The organism is Paenibacillus sp. JZ16 (assembly GCF_015326965.1).
GTDB lineage: Bacteria > Bacillota > Bacilli > Paenibacillales > Paenibacillaceae > Paenibacillus_AQ.
Map to the genome: position 1 here is coordinate 1,485,011 of NZ_CP017659.1, position 26,245 is coordinate 1,511,255.

The window sequence follows — 26,245 nt, forward strand, 5'->3', positions numbered from 1 at the left end:
TTAAGTGATTGATTGATGGTTCTTCCTAATCTTTTTCAGAAAAGAGTCTGCGGTGCGGACAAACAAATCCACATCCGGTTCAAAAATATTGTGATCGTGCTCCTCGAACGCTACAATGATTGCCTGAGGCAACGCAAGCTTATATTGTTCCACTGCTTCTAATGATAACCCGGGATGTGGTTTTACGCCACGGATAATAAGGACCGGGCAAGTCAGTCTAGTTAGGTCGTTCCACATTTCGACCTTAGCCGATTCCTGCTGCAGTGCCTGTAAAGCCGATATTTTCATTCGGTCAGACAGCTTCTTTCCTCTCCAAGGGGGCAGCGACGTGAAGAACTCCACCCATCCCGCAGGCAGCTCGGTATGAACCGCAGGATAGTCCCCGATGATCAAACCTTGAATGCGTTCCGGATTCTGAACGGCGTAGCCTAATTGATAGGACACCCCTCGAGAATATCCCATGAGTACGAAATGCTCAAGTTCAAGATGACGAATCGCCGCATCAATGTCGCTGATATGGTCTTCGAGCGTATAACCCGAAGCAGGCGAGTCACTTCGGCCCCGGCCGCGAAGCGTGATGATAACAATATGCCTGGGCGACAGCTTTTCCATAATGGCGATATAATCCTCAGCCGACTCGGACAGTCCCGGGATGACGACCAGTGAGGTTTGTTCGTTCCTAAGATCCCGATGTACCTCCGTCACATGAATATGTACCCCTTGGTTATTGACCATGGTCTCGTATAACTGCATGCATTAGACCTCCTTAAAAATTTTCATTTATCTATGAAGTGTTACCTCAATGCCCCAAAAGGTAAAAATGCGTGCACGCCCTTACATGTGTTCACGATCTGGGTTACCCTTATATCGACCGTCAAGGTGGCATAGGCATATGCCTCCGTTCTTGAAATAGAGTAAAGCTCGGTCATGAGATCAAGCATCCCGCTTAATGCCATCCACATGGCTTCGTCCAGGTCCTCGTGAAACCCCATCGTAAGCCAGCCGGTACTTGTCTTGGCCCTGGGCATCGTTATGGGCATGTCGTCTCGGACATGAAAGGTTAGACTCGCCTTCTCCATGGGGCATTCCAGGGCGGGACCGCTAACTTCGCCGTCTCCCTGAGCCGCATGTCCATCCCCTGTTGAGAACAGCCCGCCATCCACCGGGATCGGCAGATACAAGGTGCTGCCGGCCGTTAATTCTTTGCAATCAAGATTTCCTCCATAAGGGCGCGGTGCAAAAGTCGTATGCTGACCTTTTTCATTCGGCGGCATGCCCATGATTCCCATAAACGGCTTCAGGCCGACGCTATACTTGAAATTTCCGAACTGGCTTCTGCCTGTCATGGTCTTGAGATCCAATTCAAAGTCCAGCGTCACTTCCTTGGCGTGGGCCATGCCCAGCTTCTCGTTCCAATAGCTCGGATAACCTCCGGCAGAGGTCCATCCCCATGATCCGGGAACGATCTCGTTGATCTGAATCTCCAATGTAAGCCCGGGTTTAGCCCCTTGAATATGGACGGGACCCAATAACGCATGCCCGAATTGCTTCTCCTGCCGCTCCGGCTTGCGCTTCGTAAACTTCATTCTCGCCGCGCCTGGGGCAGCACGTTTCTCCAGTCCCCAACCCGCATCTAAGGTTTGATACACGACAGTATCCCCAGATTGTATGTATAGGGCGGGTTCCAATTCCCTGCTGAAAAATCCATGAAGCGTATGAATATCCGGTTGTAACATATGAACCTGTGACATCCAACTTTCTCCCTTCACAGCCGTAATCAGAGTGGCCATTCCATGTCTCATATTCACTCTGTTACTTTATAAGGTATTTCAAATTACTCTTAAAGTCAATAAAAATATACTCCTAAACGTAATAATAATTACTCCAAAAACAAACCATTGCCCAATTCCGGTTGTACCATGGTTGTTCGTCGAAACACAAAAAACCGTCCACTGCGCAGATTCACTGCGAGGGACGGTTCATCTCCATGTCAGTTAAATTTTATATCAGCTAACGATGAGCGTTCATGGGAATGGTAACGGTTACTATGTGCACGGCCATTCTCACTACACACGATTCTTTCTTCAAATCCTTACGCTGGAATCCCGCACGACGATCTGCGGCATCAATTTCACGGCCCGCTCTTCCCTCGGTATTCCCAACATGCGATCCATCAGGATTTGGGCTGCCTTGCGGCCGATTTCCTCCTGCTGCAAGGCAACGGACGTCAGCTTGGGATATACGCGGGAGGCAAGGTCCAGATTATCCATGCCCACAACGGCAACGTCATGGGGAATGCGAAGACCGGCTTCTTCGCAGGCCTTCATAACCCCGATTGCCATTAAATCGTTTGCGGCGACAATGCCCTCCGGATGGTCGGGCCCTTGAAGCCACGCTTTTGCCATCGCATAACCGCCGCTTTCAGTATAATCGGACTCGGCGATAAAACGCGGCAGCAAGGGGAGCCCCGCTTGCAGCATGGCATCCCGATACCCGCAGAACCGCTCATGGCCGGTCTGCTCGCTCAGATTGCCGCCCATATAGGCGATGCAACGCAGGCCTTGACGGATCAGATGCTCCGTGCTTTGCTTGATCCCGTCATATGTGTCCACATACACATAATCGAAGCGGTCATTCCCTTCCGGCGAGACATATTTATTCGTGAGCACGACCGGTGCCTGCAGCGCATTGATGGCCCCGATATTCTCTTCACCGAAATGAAAAGACACCATGATCATGCCATCGGCCACATTTTCCCGCAGGGTTTGAATTGCCTTCATCTCCTCCTGGAGCCTATGCTTGGTGTAAAACAGAATCATCAGGTAATCATGCTCTTCCAGCACCTGATTGATTCCGTTGATCATATCGAAATAAAAAGGGTTGCATATATCGGGCACGGCAAAAATAATTTTGTTGGTTTGTCTCATTTTCAGCATCTTCGCTGCATGATCGGGCGCATAGTTCATTTCCTTCGCAGCCGCCAGAATTTTGCTCTTCGTCTTGGGACTGCAGTAACCTCTTCCCGACAAGGCTCTGGACACCGTAGAAGGGGATACGCCTACCCGTTCAGCAATCGTATAAATCGTATGTTTGTCCATCCTATCCTCCATTAACAACCATGGATACGCCATATGCTCCCGCAAAAGGGTCCATGGATTCACACTATCACCTTACCAGCAGGTAAGCAATAGCTCCTCCTTTATATAACCTCCCGCTCATCATTACCCGGAAGCTCTGGAAATGGCGCATGGGGCTCGGCCTGATACCAGAACGCCGTCGATGCAATATCGCTCTGCTGCGGAAGATACCTTCCTCCGGACCTCCAGCCAAGATCCTGAATGGTCACGCGAAGATCGCTTTGAAAACGGATTGGATCCATGACATGCCATCGATACATGCCAAAGCGCTGCTGACTTCGATACAACCCGTCCGGCTTCAGCACTTGGTGCATCCCCAAATATGGCGTCGAGTAGGTTCGGTAGGTACCAATCGGCTGCTCCCAATTCCAGGCCCCGCCAAAATAATCTTCCGTTCCCGTACCGCATATGGTCGGATAATCCTGATCCCCGTCCATATAGAACTTGATCTCGCCTTCACCCCACCAGCCGTTATTGTTCACCTGCCAGGCGAGGTAAGTCCCTACATAGTGCCCGTGTCCAGTCACCCCATCCAGAATGGTATAAACTTCTTTATATGGAACGGGATTCGTTCTCCGCCACTGCGCGTGAAAATATGCCTCATCTTCCGGGATGTCCGTCAGCGTATAGTCAATTTGATAGTAAAGGACTGCCTTTTCCGGCGCACGGTTCTCCATCGTCAATCGGGCATGCTTGCGGAAGGGCATCTGCCAGTAGCTGTTCATGCCGCCGGCCGGATTCACGGCAACCGGAATTGAATTGACATCGCTGCGCTCGCCCCATCCGTTACAGAACAAATCACCGACGGGCACCTCAACCGAAGGTTCCTGCTCATCGTCCCAATACATGCGGATAATCAGATTGCGCCACAGCGTCGGATGGCACGTAAGCCAGATATGTTGAATCGCCCCGGGACCCTGAATGTCACCCATCGTAAACGTTTCGCCCGGTAAAATCTCCACGGAAGGAGAGACCTTCCAGCCCACGCCCAAGTCCCTGGAAGCCGCTGCGCCCGTGCCGTCGGTAGCCATTCCGCCCTTTCCTTTTTCGCCGGTAAAATTCTCCGCGCTGATGGATCTCGTCTGCGCATTGGACAGCCGGGATAAATTTCCGAGGTGCATATTAAGTCCATTAAAGTTCATCATCTGTTATCGCTCCTTTTAGTATGTGATATCGTATCCGTACCGCTCTTTCAACGTTTGACCCAGACGGTCCTTAATCCGCAGGTAAGCCTCAGCTGCCGCACCGTTCCCCCAATCGAAGATGGTGAATGTCCCCATGCCTCGCCCCTCCTCGTCCACAACACCATCATGACCGTAATTCTCCATCATGAAGCCGTAATCCTTCTCGTTAAAGAAAGGATACGCCCGCTCCCACTGCTCTTTTGTTTTTTCGTTTTCGGGACAATACATCATGACGAACGAGGCCTGCAAAGCGGCTAACCCGCGCTCAATATATTCTTTTCGGTCCAACTCCACGCCATATTGCAGAATCAGCTCAGCAAACAGGCTTTGCCGGGCATCATTCCATTCCCCGTCGCAGTTCATGACGCCGAATCCGCCCACTACGTCGACGTACAGATAGGGCGGCTGCCAGGAAGCCTGCGTCATCAGCATTTCATCCAGCACACGTTGGCCAACGATCATATATCGTTTGTCACCGTTTGTTTTATACATATGGTATAACGCTTCCGCCGTCCAAAACATGGAGAAATTACATTGCTTGAACATGTTATTCCTAGCCACTTTGTTGCCTGGAAGCTCATCGCGCCCATAACCGCAGCAGGACCAATACGTCTCGAAATCCTCCCACCTGCCGGTCGGCACGATCTCCTGGATAACAACCTTAAGCGCCTGCTCTGCCGCTTCCATGTATTTGGAATCCGGGCGCAATTGGTGCAGCTTAAGCAAAAACGTGACGGAGAGCGACGTTTCCGGGGACTCCCGAAGGATATCCAGCGGTGCTAACGTATCCTGATCCAGCCAGGCTGGAAAATATCCCTTCCCGTCCTGGAGGGCCACGAGCGCATCCGCATAGCGCGCGGCATATTCCAACAGCCTTGGATCCGGCTCGAGCTCATCATGCCATCGAAGCATGAGCAGCGCCGTCCAGCTCATATCCAGCACATGATAAGGCGCTGCAGCGATCGCCCCCCAAGGATCGACCGGGTTGCGATTGGAATTTCCCCAGAAGGCTAACGCCCAGCTCCCGGACCGATTGACCTGCTGTCCATCTACCATCACCCGCTTCATCTCCGTCGCGATGACGGCGGGAAAGAACCCGCCTCGCTGCGGGGCCGCCAGCGCAAGCTCCTTCATAAGCATTGCCTTGCGAACCAGCTCCGGATCGTTCTGTTCCTTACCGTATCGGTAGATGCCTTGAGCCGAGCGAAGGGAGCTGAACCAGGCCTGATTCCAGATCGATCGGCTCTCCCTTTCGTTGGGCACGCCCGGATAATTCGGACTTTGACTCACATCGGCAATGAATACCGGTGCCCCTATGTTCCGTCCGTCCCATTCGAATTCCTGCCATACCGTGTCTTTCCAATGCCGAAAAGCCCATTCATAAGCATGCTTTACATAGCTATCTAGGCGGACCTCCCCATCGATCGATTGACTGAACTGGGCATGGCCCCATCGATCCCATAAAAACTGCAGCAACGGTCGCCAGGGGTTCAATCCGGCCTGATCATGATCCGCCATTTTCAAATAAAAACCGAAGCGTATCGTTCCTGAAGAATATGAAGCCCCATTCACCTTCTCAAACAGCACATGCTCGCTTACCCGAGTTCGGCTCATTCCCAAGACAAGCAGGTTATTAGGGGCATCCAGGTCCATGTACCAACGAGCGTCTGCATCCTTCGTGATCAGATCCAGATCCGGTATGAGCATGAGCGTCCTTGTATCGTCATGAACGATGAGCGCGGGCGAACGAAAGCAATGCTGGTCCATCACATGACGGGAAGTCGGCGTTAAATGAGGCGCCCAGTGAAAATGAGGCAGGAATGCCGGCTCCAAACGCATCTGCCAGTCATCCTGTTGAATCGTCTGCTCCAGCTCGAATGTCAGCACGCAGTGGATCGTCTCTTCATCCAGCTGATACAGACTTACCTCTGGCGCCGTTTGCCCGATATCGTCGTAAACCCATTGCTTCACAAAAGAATCCGGTAATCGTTTCATGGATGTCTCCCTTCTCCCCGTTATCCGACTATTTGGTTTACCGTCAAATCTTATCACGCCAAAATTCATCCATTATCTATATTCTCGAGTTCAAGGCTAGGTCAACTCCAGCATCGCGATGCTTCGGGCTGGAAGCGAGAGCAAGCGCCGATCATCTTGCTGCGGATCGCAATCTACGGTCTGCTCTCCCGTAAGCATGTACAGCCGCCCGCTCACTGCCGTTTTCCCGTAGTCTTCCGGTCGTAGATCTATACGTATCGTTTGCTCCGCTTCGCTCACATTCGCAAAGAACAAGCCAACATCGCCTTGCTCATTCTGCCATGCCGCATGGATAACGGAATCGGTCAGCAATACTCCTGCATTGTTATATTCCGGCGTTTCCTTGCCATGGTTATAGTGAAACCATTTCATAGAAGCCTGCGGGCTGTCGAAGGAGAGGGGCCGAAGCATGGTCCCATACGACCAGTACGTCTTCGCCGCTCCGGTCCGAAGCCGTGCATACAGCGCCAAATACTCGGCCCGCTTCGTCGAAAAGGCATACCCGCGAGGATCAAACGGGTAGTAATGCTCCTCCGCCGTATTTTCGATCCCGTCCAGCGCCTCCATCGGACTGTATTCGTAATTCAATTCGTATACACCGCCCCAGAGATACGTGCGTGCCACCGTAAAATAGTACAGCTCCCCAATTTCCTCTGTCAGCTTGCCCCAGCCGTCCAATCTCAGCGCTCCGTACTCATGATACACGTATGTGAACATCGGGATCTGGCGGGCATCGCCTGACTTAAGCAGCTCCCGGATCGGCCAGCCTTCAAGCGGCGCTGCGGGCTGCCCTCCGGCCCGCGCCTGATAGTAGTCGATCAGATCGAGCATCGTCTCATTGATCATCTCGGTGCCCATAGGGATGTAACGTTCCGCGATTTCGCACATGGCCGCCTTCGTATCCGCATAGTTCCGCCGGTAGGCCTCCTCGATGATCCTGCCTGCTCCCACCGGATGACCATGGTTTTCATCCATGCAGATCTTTAAAATGTTGTTGGCGGAGATATCATAGTAAATCGCATCGATATCGTCGCTTCGCTGCAGCGCCGCATCCCGTTTCACATGAAAATCATGGGTATACGGATGTGCCGGACAGAGGAACGGGAAGCGGTAGGCATCCACGCTTTTTTTCAACTCGGGAAATTTCTGCTCGGCTTCCTTGCCAAGCTCTCCGTCGGCTCCGTCAAAATGATACAGGTAATCGAACTCGAACGGGGCGAAGCGATGGCCCAGCTTTCGAATCAGAGCGATGTTCTCCGGGTTGAACCGGGTCGGGAACCAATCGTCATATCCTCCCGGCACGCCGCTGCCGAACGTCTGCGGCCGATGCGTCCAGTCGGGGCCCAGAATGTGAAACATCGGCGTTCCGATGCTGTCATGATATTTCTGAATCCAGGCCGTGCGGTCCGATCCCGCATTGATTCCGAAGGTTGCTGCTCCCATGTCCTCATGCAGCCATTGACTGCCCTCCTTCGCAGCCCTGCCCGAAAGCTTGCCGCGTGAACACCACTTCTGCCTTACGGCCCAGCTCTTGTATCGGTCAGCAGCTTCGTACCATCCGCCTCCAGACAGAAGCGACACCTGTACCGGGTAATGAGGCCGTATCCCTTTGCCGGGTCCCATATCGCTGCAGCCATGGATCACGGAGGCTTCCAGCATGCCATTCCCGTTCTTGTAGAAATTCAGCCATTTCGGATGGCCTTCACCGTCCAGCGCCGCGAAATACAGCCCGCCCCTGCCCTTGCCGTAGTAGGTAAAGAACTGCATCGTCGCCCCCGAGAAGCTTTCCGGGTACGGCATAAAACGAAACCCGATCCCGTCCGTTTCAAAAACCTTCATCGGGTTGTTAACTTCAAATCCGGTCGCGAAGGGATGAGCGATATAATCCTCCTCGCCATCCTCCGTAATCGTGGCCATGTTCGGGACAATCGGATATTCCAGGCTTAGCACCCTGTCTTCCGAGTGGTTATCAACCCCGCATTTGAATTCAATACCGTTCTCTTCCGCCGTGAGTGTTACGGACGAGGTTACAATCATGCCTTCCTGCGTGTGCCAGCATAATCGAACTTGATTATGCCCGGATGCGGCACGTTCCCGGCTCCATTCAAACTTTTGAAAAGAACTGCTAAACCCCGCGTCTGTCTCAAGTCGAAACGGATCCGTACGGCCACGGCCCGAGTCCACGATGTAATCGATCCCCTTTAAGCGATCGCGTACGGCTTGGATCGTTCCGTTATGCTCGCTGATCTCAACCCGAATGTGTCCGTTCTCAATGATAATCATGCGCCACCTCCACTTTTTGGCATTGAAACGCTATTTCAATCCGGAGATTTTGATTCCTGAAATGATGTGCTTCTGGAAGAAGAGGAACAGGACAATGGTCGGCAAACAGGAAAGCGCCGATCCGGCCATCAGCATGCCCATTTCCGTTGCACGCTCGGAACGGAAGGTGTACAAATACTGCATAATCTGAAACAGCTCCGGGTTGGTAACCGTCATCGTCGGCCATACGAAGGAATTCCAATAGGCCAAATAGGAGCCGATGCCTACAATGACAAAGACCGGGAACGACATGGGAATGAAAATATGGGTAAAGATCTTGGTCCTGCCCGCTCCGTCGATCAGCGCCGCCTCTTCCAGCGCCATAGGGATATTCAGATAGAATTGGCGGATGAAGAACATATGTCCCGCAGAAGCGATCCCGGGCAATACGAGCACAGCAAGCGTATCGAGCATGCCCATCTCATTCACCACGATGAAAGAGGTCAGCAGGATCGCCATGCCGGGAATGAACATGGTGATGATGACGTAGACCCACAGAAACGTCTTGAACCGAAATTCGAGCCTGGCGAAGACGTATGCCGCCGTAGCATTAACGGCCAAGCTCAGCGCTGCAAATAATACCGCCCCCCGAATGTGACGAGCATCGACTGAATGAAGGCCGAATCGCCGAGAATGTCCGTATAATTCTGAACCATCCACTTCTTGGGGAAGAATCGGAACGGCGTGGCAAGCACCTCCGCCTTGTCTTTGAACCCGGCGATGATGACCCACAGCAGCGGGAACAGAGCCATAATTGTCACCAGACCGGTCAAAAGTGTCATCAATGTTTTCTGAACTCCGTTGAACGTTTTCATCAAGTTATCCTCCTGTCTTCCCTAACCGTCGATCGCTTTTTCCGAATTCAATACTCTGAAGATGATGGCCGAGATGCTGCCCAGAACCACGAACAACAGCAGCGATGCCGCGATGGAATTGCCGACCATGACGTCGTTGCGGAAATGGTTCAAGATATACAGGTTCGGCGTTGTGGTCTCGCTGAGCGGTCCGCCACCCGTCATTACGAGGGACAGCTCGAACTGTGAGATTTGCGCCGTAAATCCGGTTACGAGCAGATACAGAATCACATTGCGCATGAGCGGAATCGTGATGTACCACATGCGGACAAAGGTGCCCGCTCCCTCCAGTTCCGCAGCCTCATAGTAGCTCTTCGGAATATCGTGAAGACCTGCCAGCATGATCAGCGTTGTGAGACCGAAGCCCAGCCATACGGCAGGAGCGGCGATGCTGGGCAGCGCCGTAGCCACATCCGCAAGCCAAGCTTTCGGCTCATATCCGAACAGTCCGATGATATAATTGGCTAAGCCGCCGGCATAATCGAAGATAAAGACGAAGATAACCGATGCCACGATCCCGGAAATGATGGTTGGGATGTACACGGAGGTCTTCACGACGCTTGCGAAGCCGGAGCCCAGGTTCTTAATGATGTTGGCGAACAGAAATGAGAGAATCAGCATCGTCGGAACGACCATAAGGGCAAACTTGAGCCCTACCCAGATGGACTGGAGAAAGAGGTCATCCGTCAGCACCATATAGAAATTCTGTAAGCCCACAAAGGTGGAATCCTGGTAGAAGCTCCAATTATAGAAGCTCACTCGCAGGGCATAGAAGAAAGGTATGATGACAAAGATCGTTAGCAGGATGACGATGGGTGCGAGAAGCAAATAAGCCACTCCGTTATCCTGCCGGAAATTTTTCTTAAACATGTAGAGTCACCACCATGACCTAAGGATGAGGCAGCCATCCGAAATCGGATATCCGTATTTGAAGGGTTGATCCCCGATGGCCGCCTGAGCGCTAATTTTTCGGATTTGTGCCGGCAAGCTTGTTTTTGGTAATGAAATCGTTAATATCCTTCTCCGCTTTCTCCAGCGCTTTGTCCACTGACGTTCCTTTCATGGCGGACTCAATGGAGGTGGCGAGCGCGAAGCTGATGTCCCATGGATAGATCGGCTCCGCTTGGGAGTATGGTATGATCTGTTCGGAGACCAGCGAACGCCATGCATCCTTCGATGCATCCGGATCAGACTTCATCGCTTCGTCCACCGATTTGCGCGGGGAGAACTTGGAGAATTGAGACGTCTTGAAAAAGTCAATCATGATGTTCGGATCACCCGCGAGGAGGTATGAGATGAAATCGGCCGATTCCTGCGGATGCTTGGATTTCCCGTCAACTGCCAGCGACCAGCCGCCGAGCGTTGCCGTCGGTTTCGTCAAATCGCCGTCCATCGATGCCATTGGTGCGATCCCTACTTTACCAACCATATCTTTATAGGTGTTGCGAAGCTGTCCGATCGCCCAGGATCCGCAAATCTGGATGGCAATCTTGCCCTCGCCGAAAGGCTTGATATCCGCATATCCGGCCAGAGCCTGCTTCGGCATGACGCCGGACTGGTAGGCTTTCTGGTAAAAATCCAGGAGCGCCTTGTATCCTTCATTATTCACGTCCGCTTTGGACCAGTCCTCCGTCACCGCAAGATGTCCTGCCGCGTTGTACTGCAGTCCCCAGCTCGACCAGCCCAGATCCGGAGCCGTTTGCGCGATCGATAATCCGAACACGCCTTTCTTGGTCAGCTTCTGAGCCGTCTCCAGAAGCTCCGTCCACGTGGTCGGCGGCTGATTCGGGTCAAGCCCGGCTGCCTCAAACATGTCTTTCCGATAGAACATCACGGCTGACGGTTCAACGAGCTTCGGGTAAGCGTAGTACTGACCGTTGACGGCTACAAAATCCTTCATGTTGTCGTACAAATCATCGAATGCCGCAGAATCCATCAAATCGTTCAGCGCCATAAGCTGACCCGTCTTTGCCGCGTTGGCCACATTGCCGTAGTTGATCGTTCGGATATCCGGCGCTTTCCCCGCGGCTTGCGCTGCCTTCATCTTCTGGTCCCAAGCGTCAGCCGGAACAATCGTCAGCTTCACTTCGACTTCGCTTTGGGATTTGTTAAATTCGCCGACCCATTTCTTGAACCAGGCATCGGTGGTATCCTCGAATTTTTGCGCCCAGAAATCAATCACTACTTTGTCGCCGGCGCCGCCTCCGTTGTTTACGCTTTCATTTTCCGGTGGATTGCTTAATGCTCCCCCTCCGGGACCGCCGGATCGTCCGCCGCAGCCTGTAATGAACAGTACGAGAACCAGAATTACGGAGAACGGAACACGCCAGGATTTGAAGCTGATGGTTGTTTTCTGCATCATGAACCCTCCTTATAATGGATCAAACTATTTAAATGCGATTCGCATTTAAACCGAACATGAATTGAATCCGTTTTCATTTTTCCAGCGAGGCTTTAAACCAGAAGACGTTGTATGGATCCCATAAAGACAAGGTAAAGTAGATCGTTTGCCCGTCATTCTCGGTATACCGCTCATTCATATAGGGACCGTACAGTCCCGGATAATCCTCGGCTCGGACCAAATCCAGAGGCTTGCCCCATGGTCCCCATGGCGTTATGCCTTCACGTATGACAACACCCCTACCTTCCTTCAGATATGTCATCAGCCAGCGTTCCAGATAAGCATTCCATACAACCGAAAGCTCGCCTGCCGTGTCATCCACCACTTCTATTGCATCCTCCATATCGGTGCTCCACTGGGGATTGCCGTCAGCATCCACGCCGCTAAAATACTCGTACTTGGACTGCTTCTCGATGTGCTCCTCCCCCACCTTCATAAGCTGAACGCCGCCAAAGCGCCCGGCTGGAATACCCCAGAAATAAATGTTCGAGCCGCCTGCGTCATTCTCCACCTTATAGGGGCTTACCTGAATGAAATTGCCATCCCCCGGCCAACGGAGCTGGTCCTGCAGCTCCCAGGTTTCTCCGTTATCAACCGATTTGGCGACGCTGCTGTAATTGGCGTCCCACTTCCCCGGATCTCCCCAATGTTTGACCGACATGTAGTACAAATACAACGCACCTCCTGCCGCAATGCCGTGGGTCGGGATTTTCGTCATTTCTTCGTAGTCGATTTTGGCGGAGGGCAGCAGTTCCTTGGCCGTTCCGAATTCATCCGTCACCATGCCTTCAAATGTGATGCCGTCAGCCGCCTCCGCATCCGTTGTATAGGCCATCGTATTGGAGCGCCAGTAGCTGCCTCCTCCGCCAGTCTGTCCTGGCTCCCTCTCGCCGAACGTATCCCCGAACACGAAGTAAGTTCGTTCCCCGTCGTTCATCATGGAACCGAGGTCGGTCCCGTACACCGCGTAACGATCCGTGCGATTAGGCGATGGTTCGCCGGTCAATTGCGTAATTTGTTCCAGGCCGGTTATGCCTTTTAATAAAAACTCCTTATCTGCTCCATCAAGCTGGGGATTCACCTTGCTGCCGTTCGTGCAGCCGCAGAGCAGTAAGATTAGGCCGGCAAGCAAAGCCGTTTTCACCCTCAAGCTCATCTCCCCTTTCGATTCGATATCCCACCCTTGATATCAAGGGTTAGAATGGCCGAAGATCTGTTTCATGCTGGCAGGGTTAAGCGGCTTGATATCCGGCAGAGGCAATCGGTTATCGACCTTCGGCAGTTTCGGGAAAGGGCGATGCGGTTCTGCCTGATACCAATACGCCGTTGAGGAAACATCGTCGCTACGATGATTGTTATGGCCGTGCTCAATCGTAACCTTGATGCTGCTCTCGAACATGATCGGGTCCAGGATATGATAACGGTACGTGGAGATTTTGCCGCTCCAGTTCGGTCCCCCTCCCAAAATAATGCCATGATACGGGGTGCACACCTCCTGCTGCGGACACCAAGCCGTGTTGAAATAATCCTCCATGCCTGTTCCGTGCAAGGTCGGAGGCCACGGTTCCCCATCGATGAAGATCATGTCGTCGCCTTCGCCGTACCAGTTCCATTCCCGCGTATCGCGCAGGTTGTGGACATTGAAGTTGCAGCCGATGTAATGGCCCTTTCCGACCGCGTCCAAAATGACATAGTTGCCGCTGCCGGTCGTATTCTTGCTGCCGAATTCGTAGAAGGCGTTGTCCACCCCGGTGTCCGGAATACCGTCGGTCGGATTTTCCCGGTGCCACTGGGCATGGAATCTCAGCTCCTCCTCAGGCAGCTTATCGTAGGACTCATAATCCACATAGAAATAAAATTTGATTGGATGCTCCGCCTCGCTCTCAATCGTAATGCGGGCTCCATCCGCATACGGCATACGGAAGAAGCTGTTGAATGCCTTGCCGTCCTCGGGACTCATCATCAATGCCGCTGACGTATAATTTTTGGTGAGCCCGTGCCCCATTCCGAAAAAATCGCCAATCGGCGCTTCCACGCTGGGCTCCGTCTCTTGGTCCCAGTACATGCGGAGAACGATTTTTCGCGGCAAATACAATTCCTCCGCAGGGACGTCGCTGGCCATTGTCATCCAGATGTGAGTGATGGCGCCAGCGCCCGGAATGCTGCAAATTTCGGTCAGATCGCCTGGGTTGATGGAGAAGTAGTCTTTATTGCCTCCAGAACGGTCGTAGCTGGATTCCCGTTTTCTTTTTCCGGTTCGGGTAAGGCTGAGTGAAGATAATGCTGCTTGATGGTCCATGAATGATTCGCTCCTTTTTGGCTTGCGGATGATAGTTGAACGTACTTCGTAATGTCGTTTCACAAATTGTGACATCGATTGCAGAATTAGTTAATACGGAATGCAGATCTTTCCAGAACCTGCACTCCCAGTTTATGAGTCCAATGCTACCCGGCGATATTTCGTCGTGGCCAGACGTTTATTTAGGCGTTTTTTTTAGGCGTTCAATCTTTCATTCATTCCGGTAATTTTCCGCTCTTTAATGCTTTCAAGCGTTTCAACACCCCGTTTTCGCCTCTTCCCAAATAATCATGAAGTCCTTTATATTCCTTGTATAATTGATCATATACACGCACGTTGGCCTCAATCGGCTTAAAGGTCTCTTCACGAACACGAGCTATGGCTTCTGCTGCCTCTACGATGCTCTCAAAGCCTCCCCGCTCTTTGCCTGCCGCAACGGCACCGAACATAGCTGCACCAAAGGCAGCCGTCTGGACGGTATCCGCTACTTTGATTTCCTTGCCGGTAACGTCGGCATAGATTTGCATCAGCAGCCGGTTTCGCTGCGGCAATCCGCCGCAAGCATAGAGCTCCTGGACTTCAACCCCGCTTTCGGTAAAGGCTTCGATGATCGCTCGCGTTCCGAAGGCGGTAGCCTCCAGAAGCGCCCGGTATATTTCCTCTGGCTTGGTCTGCAGGGTCAATCCAAGGATGACACCGCTCAGATCGGCATCCATCAGTACGGAACGGCTTCCATTCCACCAGTCGAGAGCCAGCAGGCCGGTTTGGCCAGGCTCATATTGTGATGCTCCCCTCTCAAGCCACTCATGAATGCCGAGGCGATCTTCGGCAGCCTTGCGTCTTACATATTCCGGCACTGCCTCATCCACATACCAGGCAAATATATCGCCAACGGCCGATTGTCCTGCCTCATACCCGTAATAACCGGGGATGATCCCGTCCTCGACGACACCGCAAATCCCTTCTCCCGTCACTTCCTTGTCGCTTAATATCAAATGACAGGTAGAGGTTCCCATGGCGAGCACCAGTTTACCCGGAGTTACGACACTGACGGCCGGCACCATGGCATGGGCATCGATGATGGCTACGGCTACCGCGGTTCCTGGCAGAAGCCCGGTTATAGCTGCCATCGAGTCGGTTAATCCGCCAGCTTTTGAACCCAGTGGCTTGATCGGGCCTCGCAGCTTCGCCTCCACAAGGGTCCCGAACCTCGGATCAAGCGACTGGAGGAACTCCTTGGACGGATATCCATCCCGTTTATGCCAATTGGCTTTATAACCTGAGGTGCAGCTGCTCCGTGCGAGCTGACCGGTCAATTCCATGACCACCCAATCGGCAGCCTCCATAAACAGTACAGCGTGCTCATACAACTCGGGAGCTTCATTCAGAATCTGTAAAGACTTCGCAAGCATCCACTCCGAGGACAGCTTCCCTCCGTAGCGTGCAAGAAATTTCTCCCCTCGCCGCTTAGCGGCCTCATTAATCAGGTTCGCTTCATCCTGAGCCGCGTGATGCTTCCACAGCTTTACCCAGCTATGCGGATTGTCCCTCCATTCCTCGAGCATGCACAGCGGAGTCCCCCCGGCATCCAGCGGCATCATCGTGCATGCCGTGAAGTCGATGCCGATCCCGATGACTTGATCCGGAGATACGTTAGCCTCCGAGAGCACGCGCGGGATGGATTGCCGAAGCACCTCTATGTAATCATCTGGATGCTGCAGCGCCCAATCCTGCCCCAGCTTCAAACCCGAGTGGACCAGCACCTCGTCCATGACTCCATGCGTGTATGGCGTCACATGGGTAGCAACTTCTCGCCCGGTCGTGATATCAACCAACAGAGCTCTGCCCGATTCCGTACCAAAATCCACGCCAATGGTGTATAACTGCTTCATGTTATCTGCCTCCTATTTGTACAAAGGACCGTAAGCTGCGCATGCCCGGTAATCGGCCGAGACCGGTTCCAGTCCGCCAAAGGCGGTCCAGGCGCTTGGCCGGAATATCCGTTCCTCCGGAACGTTGTGCATGCATACCGGAATGCGGATCATTGATGCCAAGGTGATCAATTCCCCGCCGATATGCCCATAACTCATAGCGGCATGGTTGGATCCCCAATTGCTCATCACGGTATATACATCCCTGAACAGGCCTTGACCGGTCAGATTCGGCACGAACCAGGTCGTCGGCCATGTAGGATCACTTCGCTGATCCAATATATCGTGTACCGCGTCCGGCAGCTCAACGGTCATCCCCTCGGCAATATGAAGGACCGGTCCAACACCCGCAACCCTATTTATTCTCGCGATCGTTACCGGCATACCTTCCCGGGTCGTAAAGTCGGTTGAGAAGCCACCCCCGCGGAAGAAATCAATAGCCGGACACCATTTGACCGCATCGAGGCAGTCCTGAACTTCCTCCTGCGTGATTTCCCAGAACGGCTTCATCGCCGGTCTGCCGTCCTTTGTCTGCCTTCCCGTCCCGTCAAGGGCAGCAGGCCCGGAATTGATCAGGTGGATCACGCCCTGCGCCGCAATTCCCTCAAGCTGATACCCGGTTACACGCTTTACGGCTTCCGGGCTCCAGTATGTACGAACATCCGCAAATACCTGCGCTGCATCCGTGAGAAGATGTCCGAACAGCATCGTAATCCCATTCAGATTGTCGTTCTCCGTTGCGACCATGTAGGGCTCTCTCAGACCATTCCAATCAAAGGATGAGTTCAGTATAGCCTCCATGAAATCCCCGGTCGGAAAATAATCCGTCCAGGCACGTTGTCCTTGAAAACCTGCAGCCAGCGCATTTCGCCCGAGCGCTTCCTCTCCGTATCCCATTTCCGCCAGCTTCGGATTACCCACCATCAAATCGCGCGCGATCAACGCCATCTTCGCGACGGTCTCCCAATCCTGCTGCTTCTGCTCATCGGTTCGCTTCAAATGCTCCGGATTGACGTCCGCCCCAGGCTTGCAGTTTTCTTTAATCCAGGAAAGCGCCCGCTCATATTCGTCATGATCGTAAATTTCCAGCTCGATTCGTCTTACGAATTCCGTCATATCCACATATTCATTGCGCATCCCAAGATACTTCTGGAAAAAATCCTCGTCGACGATACAGCCCGCGATTCCCATAGATACTGTGCCCATCGACAGATACGAAGTCCCCTTCATGGTCGCTACGGCAAGGCCAGCCTTTGCAAATTGCAAAAGTTTCTCCTCTACGTCAGCCGTAATTTCGGTATCCCCGATATCCTGCACATCCCGACCATAGATAGAGAAAGCCGGAAGTCCCTTCTGATTATGCGCGCCAAGAGCTGCTGCCAGATACACGGCACCGGGGCGCTCCGTTCCGTTAAATCCCCAAATGGCTTTCGGCCTTGTCGGATGCGTATCCATCGTTTCCGTTGGATAACACCAGGAGGGAGTCACCGAAATGGTAAGACCGACATTCTCCCTGGCAAACTTCTCCTCCGTACGTGCGGCTTCGGCTACGCCTCCAATGCAGGTGTCAGCCATCACGCATTCTACCGGCAGCCCGTTGCTATGCCTTAGCCGTTCGGTAAGCAGACGCGCCGTTCGCTTCGCCATATCCATCGTTACGTCCTCCAGCGATTCCCGAATGCCTCCCCTCCGACCATCTACAACAGGTCGTATACCAATCTTCGGCAGCTGATTCTGCAATCGATTGCAGTTGTGAGTTTGATATTGCATCGTCCTCATCCTCTCTGTTTTTAGAGCGGCAGCATGTAGAATCAATCCAGCTGTTTCACTTCATTGCTGTAAATCGCTATTTCAGGTTCAGACAGCGGGGCCTCATCGCGAATTCGACGCAGAAGAATCTCGCCGGTTTTGATCCCCATGTCATAGGGATGCTGCTCCATATAATAGAGTCCCGATTCCTTGAGTAATGGACCGGCCTCTACTTCACCGAAAGAAGCTACGGCCATATCGGCCGGAATCTTTAGACCGCAACGCACAATCTCAAGCAAAACACCGAGACTCATGCGGTTATTCAGGGATATAACCGCAGTTGGCCTTCTTCCCCCTGCCAGAAAATGCTGTATCGCGCGGATTCCATCCTCCGTAGAAAAGTCTCCATTGTACACCATGGGTTCCTCGTTCAAACCGTATTCCTTCATTGCTTTCCGGACACCTTCAAGACGTTCCCTTCCTGTGCTGGATCTCGTCGGTCCATTTACTACACCAATAACCGTATGACCATCCTCAAGCAGCTTCCGGGTCAGGCGGGATGCGCCCTCGGTATTGTCCTCGGCTACCAGATCGAGAGTCAAACCCGCTTCCGGCGAGTCCGGCTTCCGGTCTACGAGAACAATCGGCATTTTGGAATCCGCCAGCTGCTTGATCGCCGGATCATTGCCGCCCGACGTCGCCAGTACGACGGCGTCCACGCGCTTTTCCTGCATAAGCTTAAGCAGTCGTCGTTCCTTGTCCGGATTCTCATCCGAGCTGCAGAATATAAGCTGAAAGCCTTCTTTGCCTACAATGTCCTCAATACCTCTGGAGATCCCCATAAAATAAGGGTTGGAAATATCAGGAACAATAACCCCGATCATATAGGTCCGGTCCTGCTTCAGACTGCGGGCGATGGCGCTTGGACGGTAATTCAATTGGTTCACCGCCGCCATCACTCGCTCTTTAATTTCATCGCTTACATAATCGCTGTCGTTCAGCACTCTTGAAACGGTTGCCGTGGATACTTCTGCTGCCGCTGCTACTTGTTTAATCGTTGCTTTTGCCAAACATTGTTCACCTCAAAACGTCATGATTGCGCTATGTAATCGATTACGTAAACGATTACAATCACAGATTACAAGAAGGTACATGCTTATGTCAACCCTATTTTTATAAAACTTCAGAAGAGAATTGTACTCGACTTTTTGCATAGCTCTAACTTATCTCATTCTTGGGCGATTGGCTGGCTTAATCACGCTGCTTCTAATATAGAAAAAAGCCCCTTACCATTATGCAAGGTGGCTTCAGGGGGCTCCGTGTACAGCTGTAATATTTCACGAATCTATCTCCGTCTTGTATTTGGGAACCTGGCTGGTCATTTGGGATCAGACTTAAAGAGCCCTGATATTTAAATACGTGTTGCTCGTCAATATCGACCTTACCCTAGCGATCGTATCCTTTCTAATGGGAGGGTGGTCCACTCTGCTAAGCAAAACCCAGCGCAGACACGCAATGGCTTCAAACAGCTCAAGCTCATCGGCTTCGTAACGGTTCTCGGCACAAAATGCAACACGGTAAAAGGACGCTTGCTTCTCGCTTACATATATCCACATTAAGATAATCGACCATGCGATATCATATCGGGGATCGCCCATTTGGACATTCGTCCAATCGATCACGGTCAGTTTGTTTTCATGCTCAAGAATATTGCCAAGGTGATAATCGCCATGGATGATACATTCTTGTTTCATATGTGCAAACTCAACAAGCTCCATCAATGGATGTTGGATATCCGGGAACTCATCCATTCGAGGATAAAAATAAGAGACGAAATCATACCTCGGCAGCCCGAAGCCGTTCAGGCTATCCAGGGGCAGCTTATGTATATCCATTAGCGTTTTCGCAAGCTTTACTAGTTTAGACTGATTGACTATTTGTACGGGCGTGCCGTCGTAACTGGTCAGCATTACTGGATTGCTATTCCGGTCTGTCCCCCAGCCCACAGGCTTCGATACGGCCCTTCCATGCGAATACAATGCATTCAATATTCGATACTGCATTTGAACGTCGGGTTTGGACGTTTTATTCCAAACCTTTAGTACGTAGTCTGCCGATGGCGTGACGATCTTCGCCACCTCTGCTTCCAGACCGGACTCTAACGGGATGACTTGAATTGCAGGTTCATGTTCCAACAATAGCTCAAGCGTCTCGCTTTTCTCCAACCAAATGATTTCCCGCAAATTACGTTCCTCCGTCATGATGCAACGACTCGATCGTTGCGAAAATATGGGAATAAACAGCCTGGACATTGGTCTCATTCATTACACCGTTGTATAAACCGTAACCCCAATGCTCCGCATCCTTGCCGTAATATCCGGTTGCATACATATCCGATGAAAGATCCGGAACCTCATCGTAAGACAATTCTTCGACCGTGAAGGGGACATGAGATTTTTTAGACTCAATATAGAAAAAGGGAACTTCAGCCTTATTATACACTTCTGTATACTTAGGCTCAGAAGCTTCCATCAAATGTTCCTTTGTTATGAATATGGCGTCAAGCTCCGCGGAAAGGTCTAGATCCTCTAGCTGCTGAAACGTAACTTCTTTAAAACCCACATGCCCCTTCTCCCTGACTTGCGGTGTTTCTCCGATCACACCTATGACGAGGTTTCTACCTTCATATAGGGGCGTATCCATCGAATCTCGTTGAGCATTGCCATTTATCAGGATAACAAATACGAGTAATAGGACCACTATCATTCTTATTTTCATGAAAATCTCCTTTGGCAAATTTCCCTTTCTCACCAGCGCATTCCATATCGCTTATCCCATTACTCTTTCTTTTTTATACTTTTTCCTAGCGACAACAACATGTGCAGTATCCAATAAATCACCAATACATTGAAAAAATAAGACAGCGGTTGAATGTGAACGCCCTTAATAAACCAGGGACTGCTATCCATGTGATCCGGATATTACTTGATAAAGAATCTAAACGGAAATCCATATTCGATTCGGGGTGCACCCTCACCCTCCGCCCATATTTTACCTGGGAACACAAGGATGGTAAACAGAGCCAGCCATGCCGAGATATTAAATATGCTCTTGTCTATTCTCATACGATCACCTCCATATTCCAATAACTCCATATTATGTGTTTTCCAAAGCTTGGTAAACACTTATCTTAACCTTGAACACATAGCTGTACAACAAAAAAACCGCGATCAACGCGGTTTTCATGAGTTTCGTTTATCTATTTCTCTGCTGAGAAGCTTGCTTTTCCTAAAGGAGTCCGATGCATTCTCCTAGATGCTCCCCAATCATGTATCACATTTAGGACCTCTTCAAATTCTCTACCTTGGTCTGTCAATGAATACTCCACGGTAACCGGCATAGTCGGCAATACCTGACGGCTAATGATGCCGTTTTGCTCCAGATGCCTCAGAATCACTGTCAATGATTGCGTGCTGATATTGCCCAAACTCCGACGCAAGCGGTTAAACCGCTGGGGACCATCATGCAGTTCACCGATTACGTGAACCGCGCGTTTCACTGCCACTATTTTTAAAACCTCGCCGATAACCTCCGTACATGCCTCATAATCCTCACGATGCTCTGAACGATCGCTCAAGTCATCACCACCCTAACGTAAAGTAAGTTGGTCTATATTAAATGATCTAATCAATAAATATTGCCTACTGTTATTGTTGATTTAGAGTCATTATAATTTGGCACATAGCTGTGATCAAGGTGCAAACTTGAATACTGCATCACGTATCACCTGGAATCGCGCGATTCTCTTTCTGAATGGGGTCACATATCCGGAGATGTGACTTCGAACAAAAAAATATAACAGGAGGAGACAATACATGTCGACCACCATTACTACCATAAAAGAAATTCGCGCACCCTTATTCGCTATCATCATTGGCATGTTTATGGTCCTACTTAATATGACAGCCATGAATGTAGCCATTCCTAATCTAATGAATTCCTTTCAAAGCTCGTTATCTTTTATGCAATGGGCGACCACGGGTTATATTCTTGCCGAAGCGGCCATCATTCCGGTAGCCGGCTGGCTGGCTGATCGTTTTGGCAGCAGGCGCATGTTTATCCTGGCAATCTTCATTTTTACAATCTGCTCTATTCTGTGCGCACTCTCGGTCAACGCAGAGCAATTTATACTATTTCGTGTACTTCAAGGTTTAGGAGGAGGTATAGTCATGCCCATTGGTTATGCCATTGTCTTTCAGATCAGTCCTCCTGATAAGGTAGGAACCGTAATGGGATCGTACTTGGGCGTTCCCATTCTTATTGCACCAGCCATCGGACCCGTGTTTGCCGGGTGGTTGGTGGATAACGTTAGCTGGCCCTTTTTATTCTGGGTGAATGTACCTGTAGGCTTATTAGGAATCTGGTTTGGACTACGCTATCTTCCTAAACTGAAGAGTCAGACTCAAGCTAAGCTGGATAAACTCGGAATGATTTTTGGTCCAATCGCTTTTGCCGCCCTCGTCTATGGCGTGAATCAAGCGGGCGATGCCGGATGGGGCTCCATACAGACCATTATCGGCCTTGCGGTTGGTGTTGCGGCTCTTCTACTATTCATCCTGATTGAACTTGGAAATAGCGAGCCGCTCCTTGAGTTGCGAGTGTTCCGCTCCAAGTCTTTTACAAGTGCTATGTTAATTCTATGGATAACAGCCGCTGCATTCTATGGAAACTTCTTTCTGGTTCCCGTTTATCTCCAGCAGGTGAAAGGACTTAATGCTTTTGATACTGGGCTTCTCATGATATCACCTGCTATTGCCAGTATCGTACTCATGCAGATTGGTGGACGTATGTATGATCGGTTTCGTAGTGTAAAGCTGCTTGTTATTATCGGTACTGCACTTCTTGGTCTGGGAGCATTCTTGCTCTTTACGGATTCATTTGGCAGAGGAACGGGAATCATCCTTGTCGCCATGACCTTAGCCGGATCCGGCCATGCATTATATGCTATGTCTTTGAACGCCTTCGTTATGAACGCTGCACCGCAAGGATTAATCAACCGTGTGACATCCCTAAACAATGCTTCACAGCAAGTTGTGGGCTCCTTTGCCGTGGCTGTCTTCTCAACATTGTTGACAACCCGTATTTCGGCCTCTTCTCATTCCGTACCGAAAGTCGATGCTTGGGCTGATGCGTTCTCGTTTACATTCCTTGTTGTGATGACTGTGGCCGCTCTTGGGGTCGTCATGGGGTTATTGCTCCTTAAGCCGTGGGAACAAGTGGATAAACCCATCGATCAGCAACAGCATAATAAGATGACGGGCGGATAAACAAGAATAAGAATCCCCCTCAATAGGGGGATTCTGCATTATAAAACGATTATAGCGTGCTTACTTTCACTTATTTCTTAGCGGCCCTTTTCCGCTCTCCAATCAGAGGGAACTCACCGATCCGAAGCCTGGCGCTTCCGTATGGAACCAACTCCAATTCCGTAATGGGCTGTCCGTCCGTGTTCGGATGCAGCGGAGGGTTTCCGGCGTTGTTGCCTTCCATCTTCCAATCCCGAATCAGCTGGCCTTTCACCTTCACCCTGACAGGTGCATCCTTTGCCAGGAACGGCTGGCGGACCATATCCTGCTCAAGCACCTCGAATGACGTATCGGCGACCAGGCCGTATTTCCATGGAGATGCAGGGTAAATCTCCCAATCGTGGAACATGTCGCGCTCCCGGATCATCTGCCAGTTCTCCTTCACGGGCAGCACATACACCAGCGGCCCTCTTTCAATGCTGGTAGCGTACATGCTGCGCGTAACAGTCTTCACTTCCATCGGCAAATGAATATCCAATCGGTCGCCGTTCTGCCAGTTCTGTACGATTCGTGCATAACCGGACTGCACCTGGAATGGCAAATCGCGCCCATTCAGAGTTATGACAGGATCGTCGCACCAGGCCGGGATGCGCAGCGATAGAGGAAACGATGCCTCGTATTCCAGCGACAAATGGATCTGAACGCGATCCTTGAACGGATATTCCCCGGTTACCTCGACGACAGCCGGAACGCCTTGACGACCGACCGTCGTTCTCACCGTGCATGGGGCATAGGAAATGGCAACAAGCCCGTCCTCCTGATCCTTCATCCATAGGTGCGACGTTAGCTTTGGCCAGCCCTGATGCATATTGGCCGTGCAGCATCCGAAATTCGGCTCCAGACCGAAGACATTGGCATCCGGACTGTTGCTCCATGCCCGCGGAGCGACATTGCAGATCATCTGGTTGACTTGCTGATCATACTGATGCGAGGTCCAATCCGGGGAGATGGCGGCGGGCAGCGCATTAAATGCGACCTTCTCCAAAATATCCCCGAAACGTCCATCCCCGAAAATACGCGTCAGCTGCTCCATCGAGAACATATACTCCACGACGGCACATAATTCTACGCCTTGACTCGGATGGGTGCCGGATAACCATTCGTCTCCGGAGAACATGCCATGCGCTTGACCGTGATACGTCATTAGGGAATCGATGCCCCGATGCACGCTTTCCCGCTCCACCGGATTGCCACTCAATTCAAACAATACGCCCGGCGTTTTAATTCCCATCGCTACATTCACGACATGGGTCGTCCAATCCCACTCTTCGACCTTTCGCCAGAACGGAAAATCATGAAAGATATCGCTCCAGTCCGTTGTTTGTCCGGCAACGATATCGGCAAGCTCTAACAGAAAAGGCTGCTTCGTACGTCGATATAACCACACGATGCACAGCAGCATCTCCGCACCCCTGGTTTGGGCCCAGCCCCGCAGCGGCTGTTCCTCCATAACCGAATGGACATAAGTAAAAAACTTCGTCAGAAAAGGAATGATCCGTTCATCGCCCGTTGCTTCTTCATGCTGCATCATCACTTTCAGCATGATCATGTAATGCCACCAGTCCTGCTCCTTATCGATATCCTGATTGACGGAGGTTATGCGATTCGGACCGAACAAGCCATTCTCCTGCTGGCTCGCAAGCGACCACTCGATCCAGCGATTCGCTTTGGCAATCAAAGACTCGTCTTCGAGCAAATAGGCTAGCGGTAGCAAACCGTCAACATAATAAGGTCCCCGTTCCCAGCTCTCTCCCTGGCCGCCCAGCCACCCGTTCTCATCCCCTACGTCTTTCCACTGTTCTTCCAAATGTCCGGTAAAACCGCTTGCTTGAATCTCCAACTGACTCTTTAGCCATCCGGCCGGTTTAATCGCTCGAAGCGGCAAACTCTTAAACGCAGTCTCATGCAGCATCAACTTCCACACTCCTTGTTTCTGTTCTTGTAGGTGCACACTCTGGTAGAAATATACCATCTTACCCGGGCGGTGCCCTATACACAGAAACAACATCTTTTTATCCGATTGCAACATGCTGGCGTATTGAATCCGGACCGGCAAAGCGATTATCATAGAGAAAAGTCCGTTTTGAGGAGGAGGCCTGGTCGCAGATGATCTTCCAGTTGATGGCGCCGCCGTTGCCCCACTATATCATTTGTGGAGAAGATACCTATCAGGTAGGAGACAAACATCCGGATCGCTATAACATTGGGGTCTTTGATCTGATTCTGGTGACAAAAGGGGCGCTTTTCCTGGAGGAGAACGGTGCTGCTTACAGGGTGAAGGCCGGCTGCTACTTTATTCTTAGACCGGATGCAGCCCACCGGACATTTGAGCCCTGTCAGGAGGAAACCCACTTTTATTGGCTGCATTTTCAGACGCTAGGGTCTTGGATTGAAACAGAGGAGCTCACCCTTTTTGCCTTATCGCAAACCGATCAGCCTTATGTGCAGATCGAGCGTTTCTCTTTTTATATACCCAAGTATGGAGAGCTGCCTTCGATAGAGCAGGCGAAACTCCTGTTAGAGCAATTGCAGAACCTTCAGTCATCGTCTTCTTCCGCGGCACGCTGGAAACAGGAGCAGCTGCTGCATGAGCTGCTCCTGCTGCTTCAAGCCGAAGAGGACGGGATCCAGCATCAGAATCCTCAATATGCCATAGCCGAACGAACCGCCAACTATTTGAGACAACATTACAAAGAACCGGTTAGCTATCAGAGATTATCCGAGGCCATGCACTTCCACCAGAACTATCTGTCGATCTGCATGAAAAAAACGTTCGGCTGTACGCCCCTGGAATTTCTAACACGGCATCGGATCGAACAAGCCAAGCGACTATTGATCCACACCAACGATCCGATCGGACGCATTGCCGAAGAATCCGGATTCGGTTCTTTTCCGTATTTCATTCGCAGCTTTATTCGGTATACAGGCTTCAAACCCAAATCCTTTAGGCAGAAATACCGTTCCTAAC

General features: G+C 51.3%; 22 protein-coding genes. 2 read left to right on the forward strand and 20 right to left on the reverse strand.

What is annotated here, in order from left to right; genetic code table 11:
* From BJP58_RS06550 to BJP58_RS06635, 19 genes are all read right to left on the reverse strand, one after another.
* The gene (locus tag BJP58_RS06550; protein ID WP_194543295.1) at positions 1-753 is read right to left on the reverse strand and encodes an alpha/beta fold hydrolase; all 753 of its coding nucleotides are present in this window, start codon (positions 751-753) and stop codon (positions 1-3) included.
* A 41-nt stretch (positions 754-794) separates the two neighbouring features.
* Entirely contained in the window at positions 795-1,790 is a 996-nt protein-coding gene (locus BJP58_RS06555; RefSeq protein WP_442953964.1) for an acetamidase/formamidase family protein, read from the reverse strand.
* A 294-nt stretch (positions 1,791-2,084) separates the two neighbouring features.
* Positions 2,085-3,098 carry a LacI family DNA-binding transcriptional regulator gene (locus tag BJP58_RS06560; protein WP_071220441.1) on the reverse strand — a complete coding sequence of 338 codons (1,014 nt, stop codon included), beginning with the start codon at positions 3,096-3,098 and terminating at the stop codon, positions 2,085-2,087.
* A gap of 101 nt (positions 3,099-3,199) precedes the next feature.
* The gene (locus BJP58_RS06565; protein ID WP_194543297.1) at positions 3,200-4,282 is read right to left on the reverse strand and encodes a glycoside hydrolase family 172 protein; all 1,083 of its coding nucleotides are present in this window, start codon (positions 4,280-4,282) and stop codon (positions 3,200-3,202) included.
* 15 nt (positions 4,283-4,297) lie between these two features.
* Positions 4,298-6,316, reverse strand: coding sequence for a hypothetical protein (locus BJP58_RS06570; RefSeq protein WP_194543298.1), 2,019 nt, complete (start codon positions 6,314-6,316; stop codon positions 4,298-4,300).
* A 96-nt stretch (positions 6,317-6,412) separates the two neighbouring features.
* Positions 6,413-8,638, reverse strand: coding sequence for a DUF6259 domain-containing protein (locus BJP58_RS06575; protein WP_194543299.1), 2,226 nt, complete (start codon positions 8,636-8,638; stop codon positions 6,413-6,415).
* Between the two features lie 30 nt (positions 8,639-8,668).
* Positions 8,669-9,238 carry a carbohydrate ABC transporter permease gene (locus tag BJP58_RS06580; protein WP_199341202.1) on the reverse strand — a complete coding sequence of 190 codons (570 nt, stop codon included), beginning with the start codon at positions 9,236-9,238 and terminating at the stop codon, positions 8,669-8,671.
* Between the two features lie 2 nt (positions 9,239-9,240).
* On the reverse strand, positions 9,241-9,492 hold the full coding sequence (locus BJP58_RS33380; RefSeq protein ID WP_199341203.1) for an ABC transporter permease family protein: 252 nt from the start codon (positions 9,490-9,492) through the stop codon (positions 9,241-9,243).
* 21 nt (positions 9,493-9,513) lie between these two features.
* On the reverse strand, positions 9,514-10,401 hold the full coding sequence (locus tag BJP58_RS06585) for a carbohydrate ABC transporter permease (RefSeq protein WP_071220435.1): 888 nt from the start codon (positions 10,399-10,401) through the stop codon (positions 9,514-9,516).
* A gap of 91 nt (positions 10,402-10,492) precedes the next feature.
* Positions 10,493-11,893: an ABC transporter substrate-binding protein gene (locus BJP58_RS06590; RefSeq protein WP_233354993.1), complete on the reverse strand. Its 1,401-nt coding sequence runs from the start codon at positions 11,891-11,893 to the stop codon at positions 10,493-10,495.
* Between the two features lie 73 nt (positions 11,894-11,966).
* Positions 11,967-13,076 (reverse strand): glycoside hydrolase family 183 protein, encoded by a 1,110-nt coding sequence (locus tag BJP58_RS06595; protein WP_233355117.1) that lies wholly within the window; start codon positions 13,074-13,076, stop codon positions 11,967-11,969.
* 45 nt (positions 13,077-13,121) lie between these two features.
* Positions 13,122-14,231, reverse strand: a complete 1,110-nt coding sequence (locus BJP58_RS06600; RefSeq protein ID WP_194543301.1) for a glycoside hydrolase family 172 protein — start codon at positions 14,229-14,231, stop codon at positions 13,122-13,124.
* A gap of 215 nt (positions 14,232-14,446) precedes the next feature.
* A complete protein-coding gene (locus tag BJP58_RS06605; RefSeq protein WP_194543302.1) occupies positions 14,447-16,123 on the reverse strand; it encodes a ribulokinase in 1,677 nt (558 codons plus the stop codon).
* 12 nt (positions 16,124-16,135) lie between these two features.
* Complete coding sequence (locus tag BJP58_RS06610) at positions 16,136-17,932, reverse strand: L-fucose isomerase (protein ID WP_194543303.1); 1,797 nt, start codon at positions 17,930-17,932, stop codon at positions 16,136-16,138.
* A 41-nt stretch (positions 17,933-17,973) separates the two neighbouring features.
* Positions 17,974-18,981, reverse strand: coding sequence for a LacI family DNA-binding transcriptional regulator (locus BJP58_RS06615; protein ID WP_194543304.1), 1,008 nt, complete (start codon positions 18,979-18,981; stop codon positions 17,974-17,976).
* A 324-nt stretch (positions 18,982-19,305) separates the two neighbouring features.
* Complete coding sequence (locus BJP58_RS06620; protein WP_233354994.1) at positions 19,306-20,154, reverse strand: aminoglycoside phosphotransferase family protein; 849 nt, start codon at positions 20,152-20,154, stop codon at positions 19,306-19,308.
* A 1-nt stretch (position 20,155) separates the two neighbouring features.
* A complete protein-coding gene (locus BJP58_RS06625) occupies positions 20,156-20,689 on the reverse strand; it encodes a hypothetical protein (RefSeq protein WP_194543306.1) in 534 nt (177 codons plus the stop codon).
* Between the two features lie 203 nt (positions 20,690-20,892).
* Complete coding sequence (locus tag BJP58_RS06630) at positions 20,893-21,036, reverse strand: hypothetical protein (RefSeq protein ID WP_194543307.1); 144 nt, start codon at positions 21,034-21,036, stop codon at positions 20,893-20,895.
* A 134-nt stretch (positions 21,037-21,170) separates the two neighbouring features.
* Positions 21,171-21,548: a winged helix-turn-helix transcriptional regulator gene (locus BJP58_RS06635; RefSeq protein ID WP_194543308.1), complete on the reverse strand. Its 378-nt coding sequence runs from the start codon at positions 21,546-21,548 to the stop codon at positions 21,171-21,173.
* Between the two features lie 238 nt (positions 21,549-21,786).
* On the opposite strand from BJP58_RS06635, the gene BJP58_RS06640 reads away from it, so the two are divergent.
* A complete protein-coding gene (locus BJP58_RS06640) occupies positions 21,787-23,238 on the forward strand; it encodes a DHA2 family efflux MFS transporter permease subunit (RefSeq protein WP_194543309.1) in 1,452 nt (483 codons plus the stop codon).
* 70 nt (positions 23,239-23,308) lie between these two features.
* Here BJP58_RS06640 and BJP58_RS06645 read toward each other — a convergent pair whose 3' ends face one another.
* Positions 23,309-25,189 (reverse strand): beta-L-arabinofuranosidase domain-containing protein, encoded by a 1,881-nt coding sequence (locus tag BJP58_RS06645; RefSeq protein ID WP_194543310.1) that lies wholly within the window; start codon positions 25,187-25,189, stop codon positions 23,309-23,311.
* 194 nt (positions 25,190-25,383) lie between these two features.
* Between BJP58_RS06645 and BJP58_RS06650 the strand changes: the two genes are divergently transcribed.
* A complete protein-coding gene (locus tag BJP58_RS06650) occupies positions 25,384-26,244 on the forward strand; it encodes an AraC family transcriptional regulator (RefSeq protein ID WP_194543311.1) in 861 nt (286 codons plus the stop codon).
* Position 26,245 lies beyond the last annotated feature (1 nt).

What these genes read in the sequence shown, in the direction of transcription:
- BJP58_RS06575 (WP_194543299.1), bottom strand. Translation starts at nt 8,638, where the DNA reads ATGATTATCATTGAGAACGGACACATTCGGGTTGAGATCAGCGAGCAT.
- BJP58_RS06625 (WP_194543306.1), bottom strand. Translation starts at nt 20,689, where the DNA reads ATGAAAATAAGAATGATAGTGGTCCTATTACTCGTATTTGTTATCCTG.
- BJP58_RS06600 (WP_194543301.1), bottom strand. Translation starts at nt 14,231, where the DNA reads ATGGACCATCAAGCAGCATTATCTTCACTCAGCCTTACCCGAACCGGA.
- BJP58_RS33380 (WP_199341203.1), bottom strand. Translation starts at nt 9,492, where the DNA reads ATGAAAACGTTCAACGGAGTTCAGAAAACATTGATGACACTTTTGACC.
- BJP58_RS06550 (WP_194543295.1), bottom strand. Translation starts at nt 753, where the DNA reads ATGCAGTTATACGAGACCATGGTCAATAACCAAGGGGTACATATTCAT.
- BJP58_RS06565 (WP_194543297.1), bottom strand. Translation starts at nt 4,282, where the DNA reads ATGATGAACTTTAATGGACTTAATATGCACCTCGGAAATTTATCCCGG.
- BJP58_RS06610 (WP_194543303.1), bottom strand. Translation starts at nt 17,932, where the DNA reads ATGCAATATCAAACTCACAACTGCAATCGATTGCAGAATCAGCTGCCG.
- BJP58_RS06630 (WP_194543307.1), bottom strand. Translation starts at nt 21,036, where the DNA reads ATGAGAATAGACAAGAGCATATTTAATATCTCGGCATGGCTGGCTCTG.
- BJP58_RS06555 (WP_442953964.1), bottom strand. Translation starts at nt 1,790, where the DNA reads ATGGCCACTCTGATTACGGCTGTGAAGGGAGAAAGTTGGATGTCACAG.
- BJP58_RS06650 (WP_194543311.1), top strand. Translation starts at nt 25,384, where the DNA reads ATGATCTTCCAGTTGATGGCGCCGCCGTTGCCCCACTATATCATTTGT.
- BJP58_RS06640 (WP_194543309.1), top strand. Translation starts at nt 21,787, where the DNA reads ATGTCGACCACCATTACTACCATAAAAGAAATTCGCGCACCCTTATTC.
- BJP58_RS06605 (WP_194543302.1), bottom strand. Translation starts at nt 16,123, where the DNA reads ATGAAGCAGTTATACACCATTGGCGTGGATTTTGGTACGGAATCGGGC.
- BJP58_RS06560 (WP_071220441.1), bottom strand. Translation starts at nt 3,098, where the DNA reads ATGGACAAACATACGATTTATACGATTGCTGAACGGGTAGGCGTATCC.
- BJP58_RS06570 (WP_194543298.1), bottom strand. Translation starts at nt 6,316, where the DNA reads ATGAAACGATTACCGGATTCTTTTGTGAAGCAATGGGTTTACGACGAT.
- BJP58_RS06645 (WP_194543310.1), bottom strand. Translation starts at nt 25,189, where the DNA reads ATGCTGCATGAGACTGCGTTTAAGAGTTTGCCGCTTCGAGCGATTAAA.
- BJP58_RS06590 (WP_233354993.1), bottom strand. Translation starts at nt 11,893, where the DNA reads ATGATGCAGAAAACAACCATCAGCTTCAAATCCTGGCGTGTTCCGTTC.
- BJP58_RS06585 (WP_071220435.1), bottom strand. Translation starts at nt 10,401, where the DNA reads ATGTTTAAGAAAAATTTCCGGCAGGATAACGGAGTGGCTTATTTGCTT.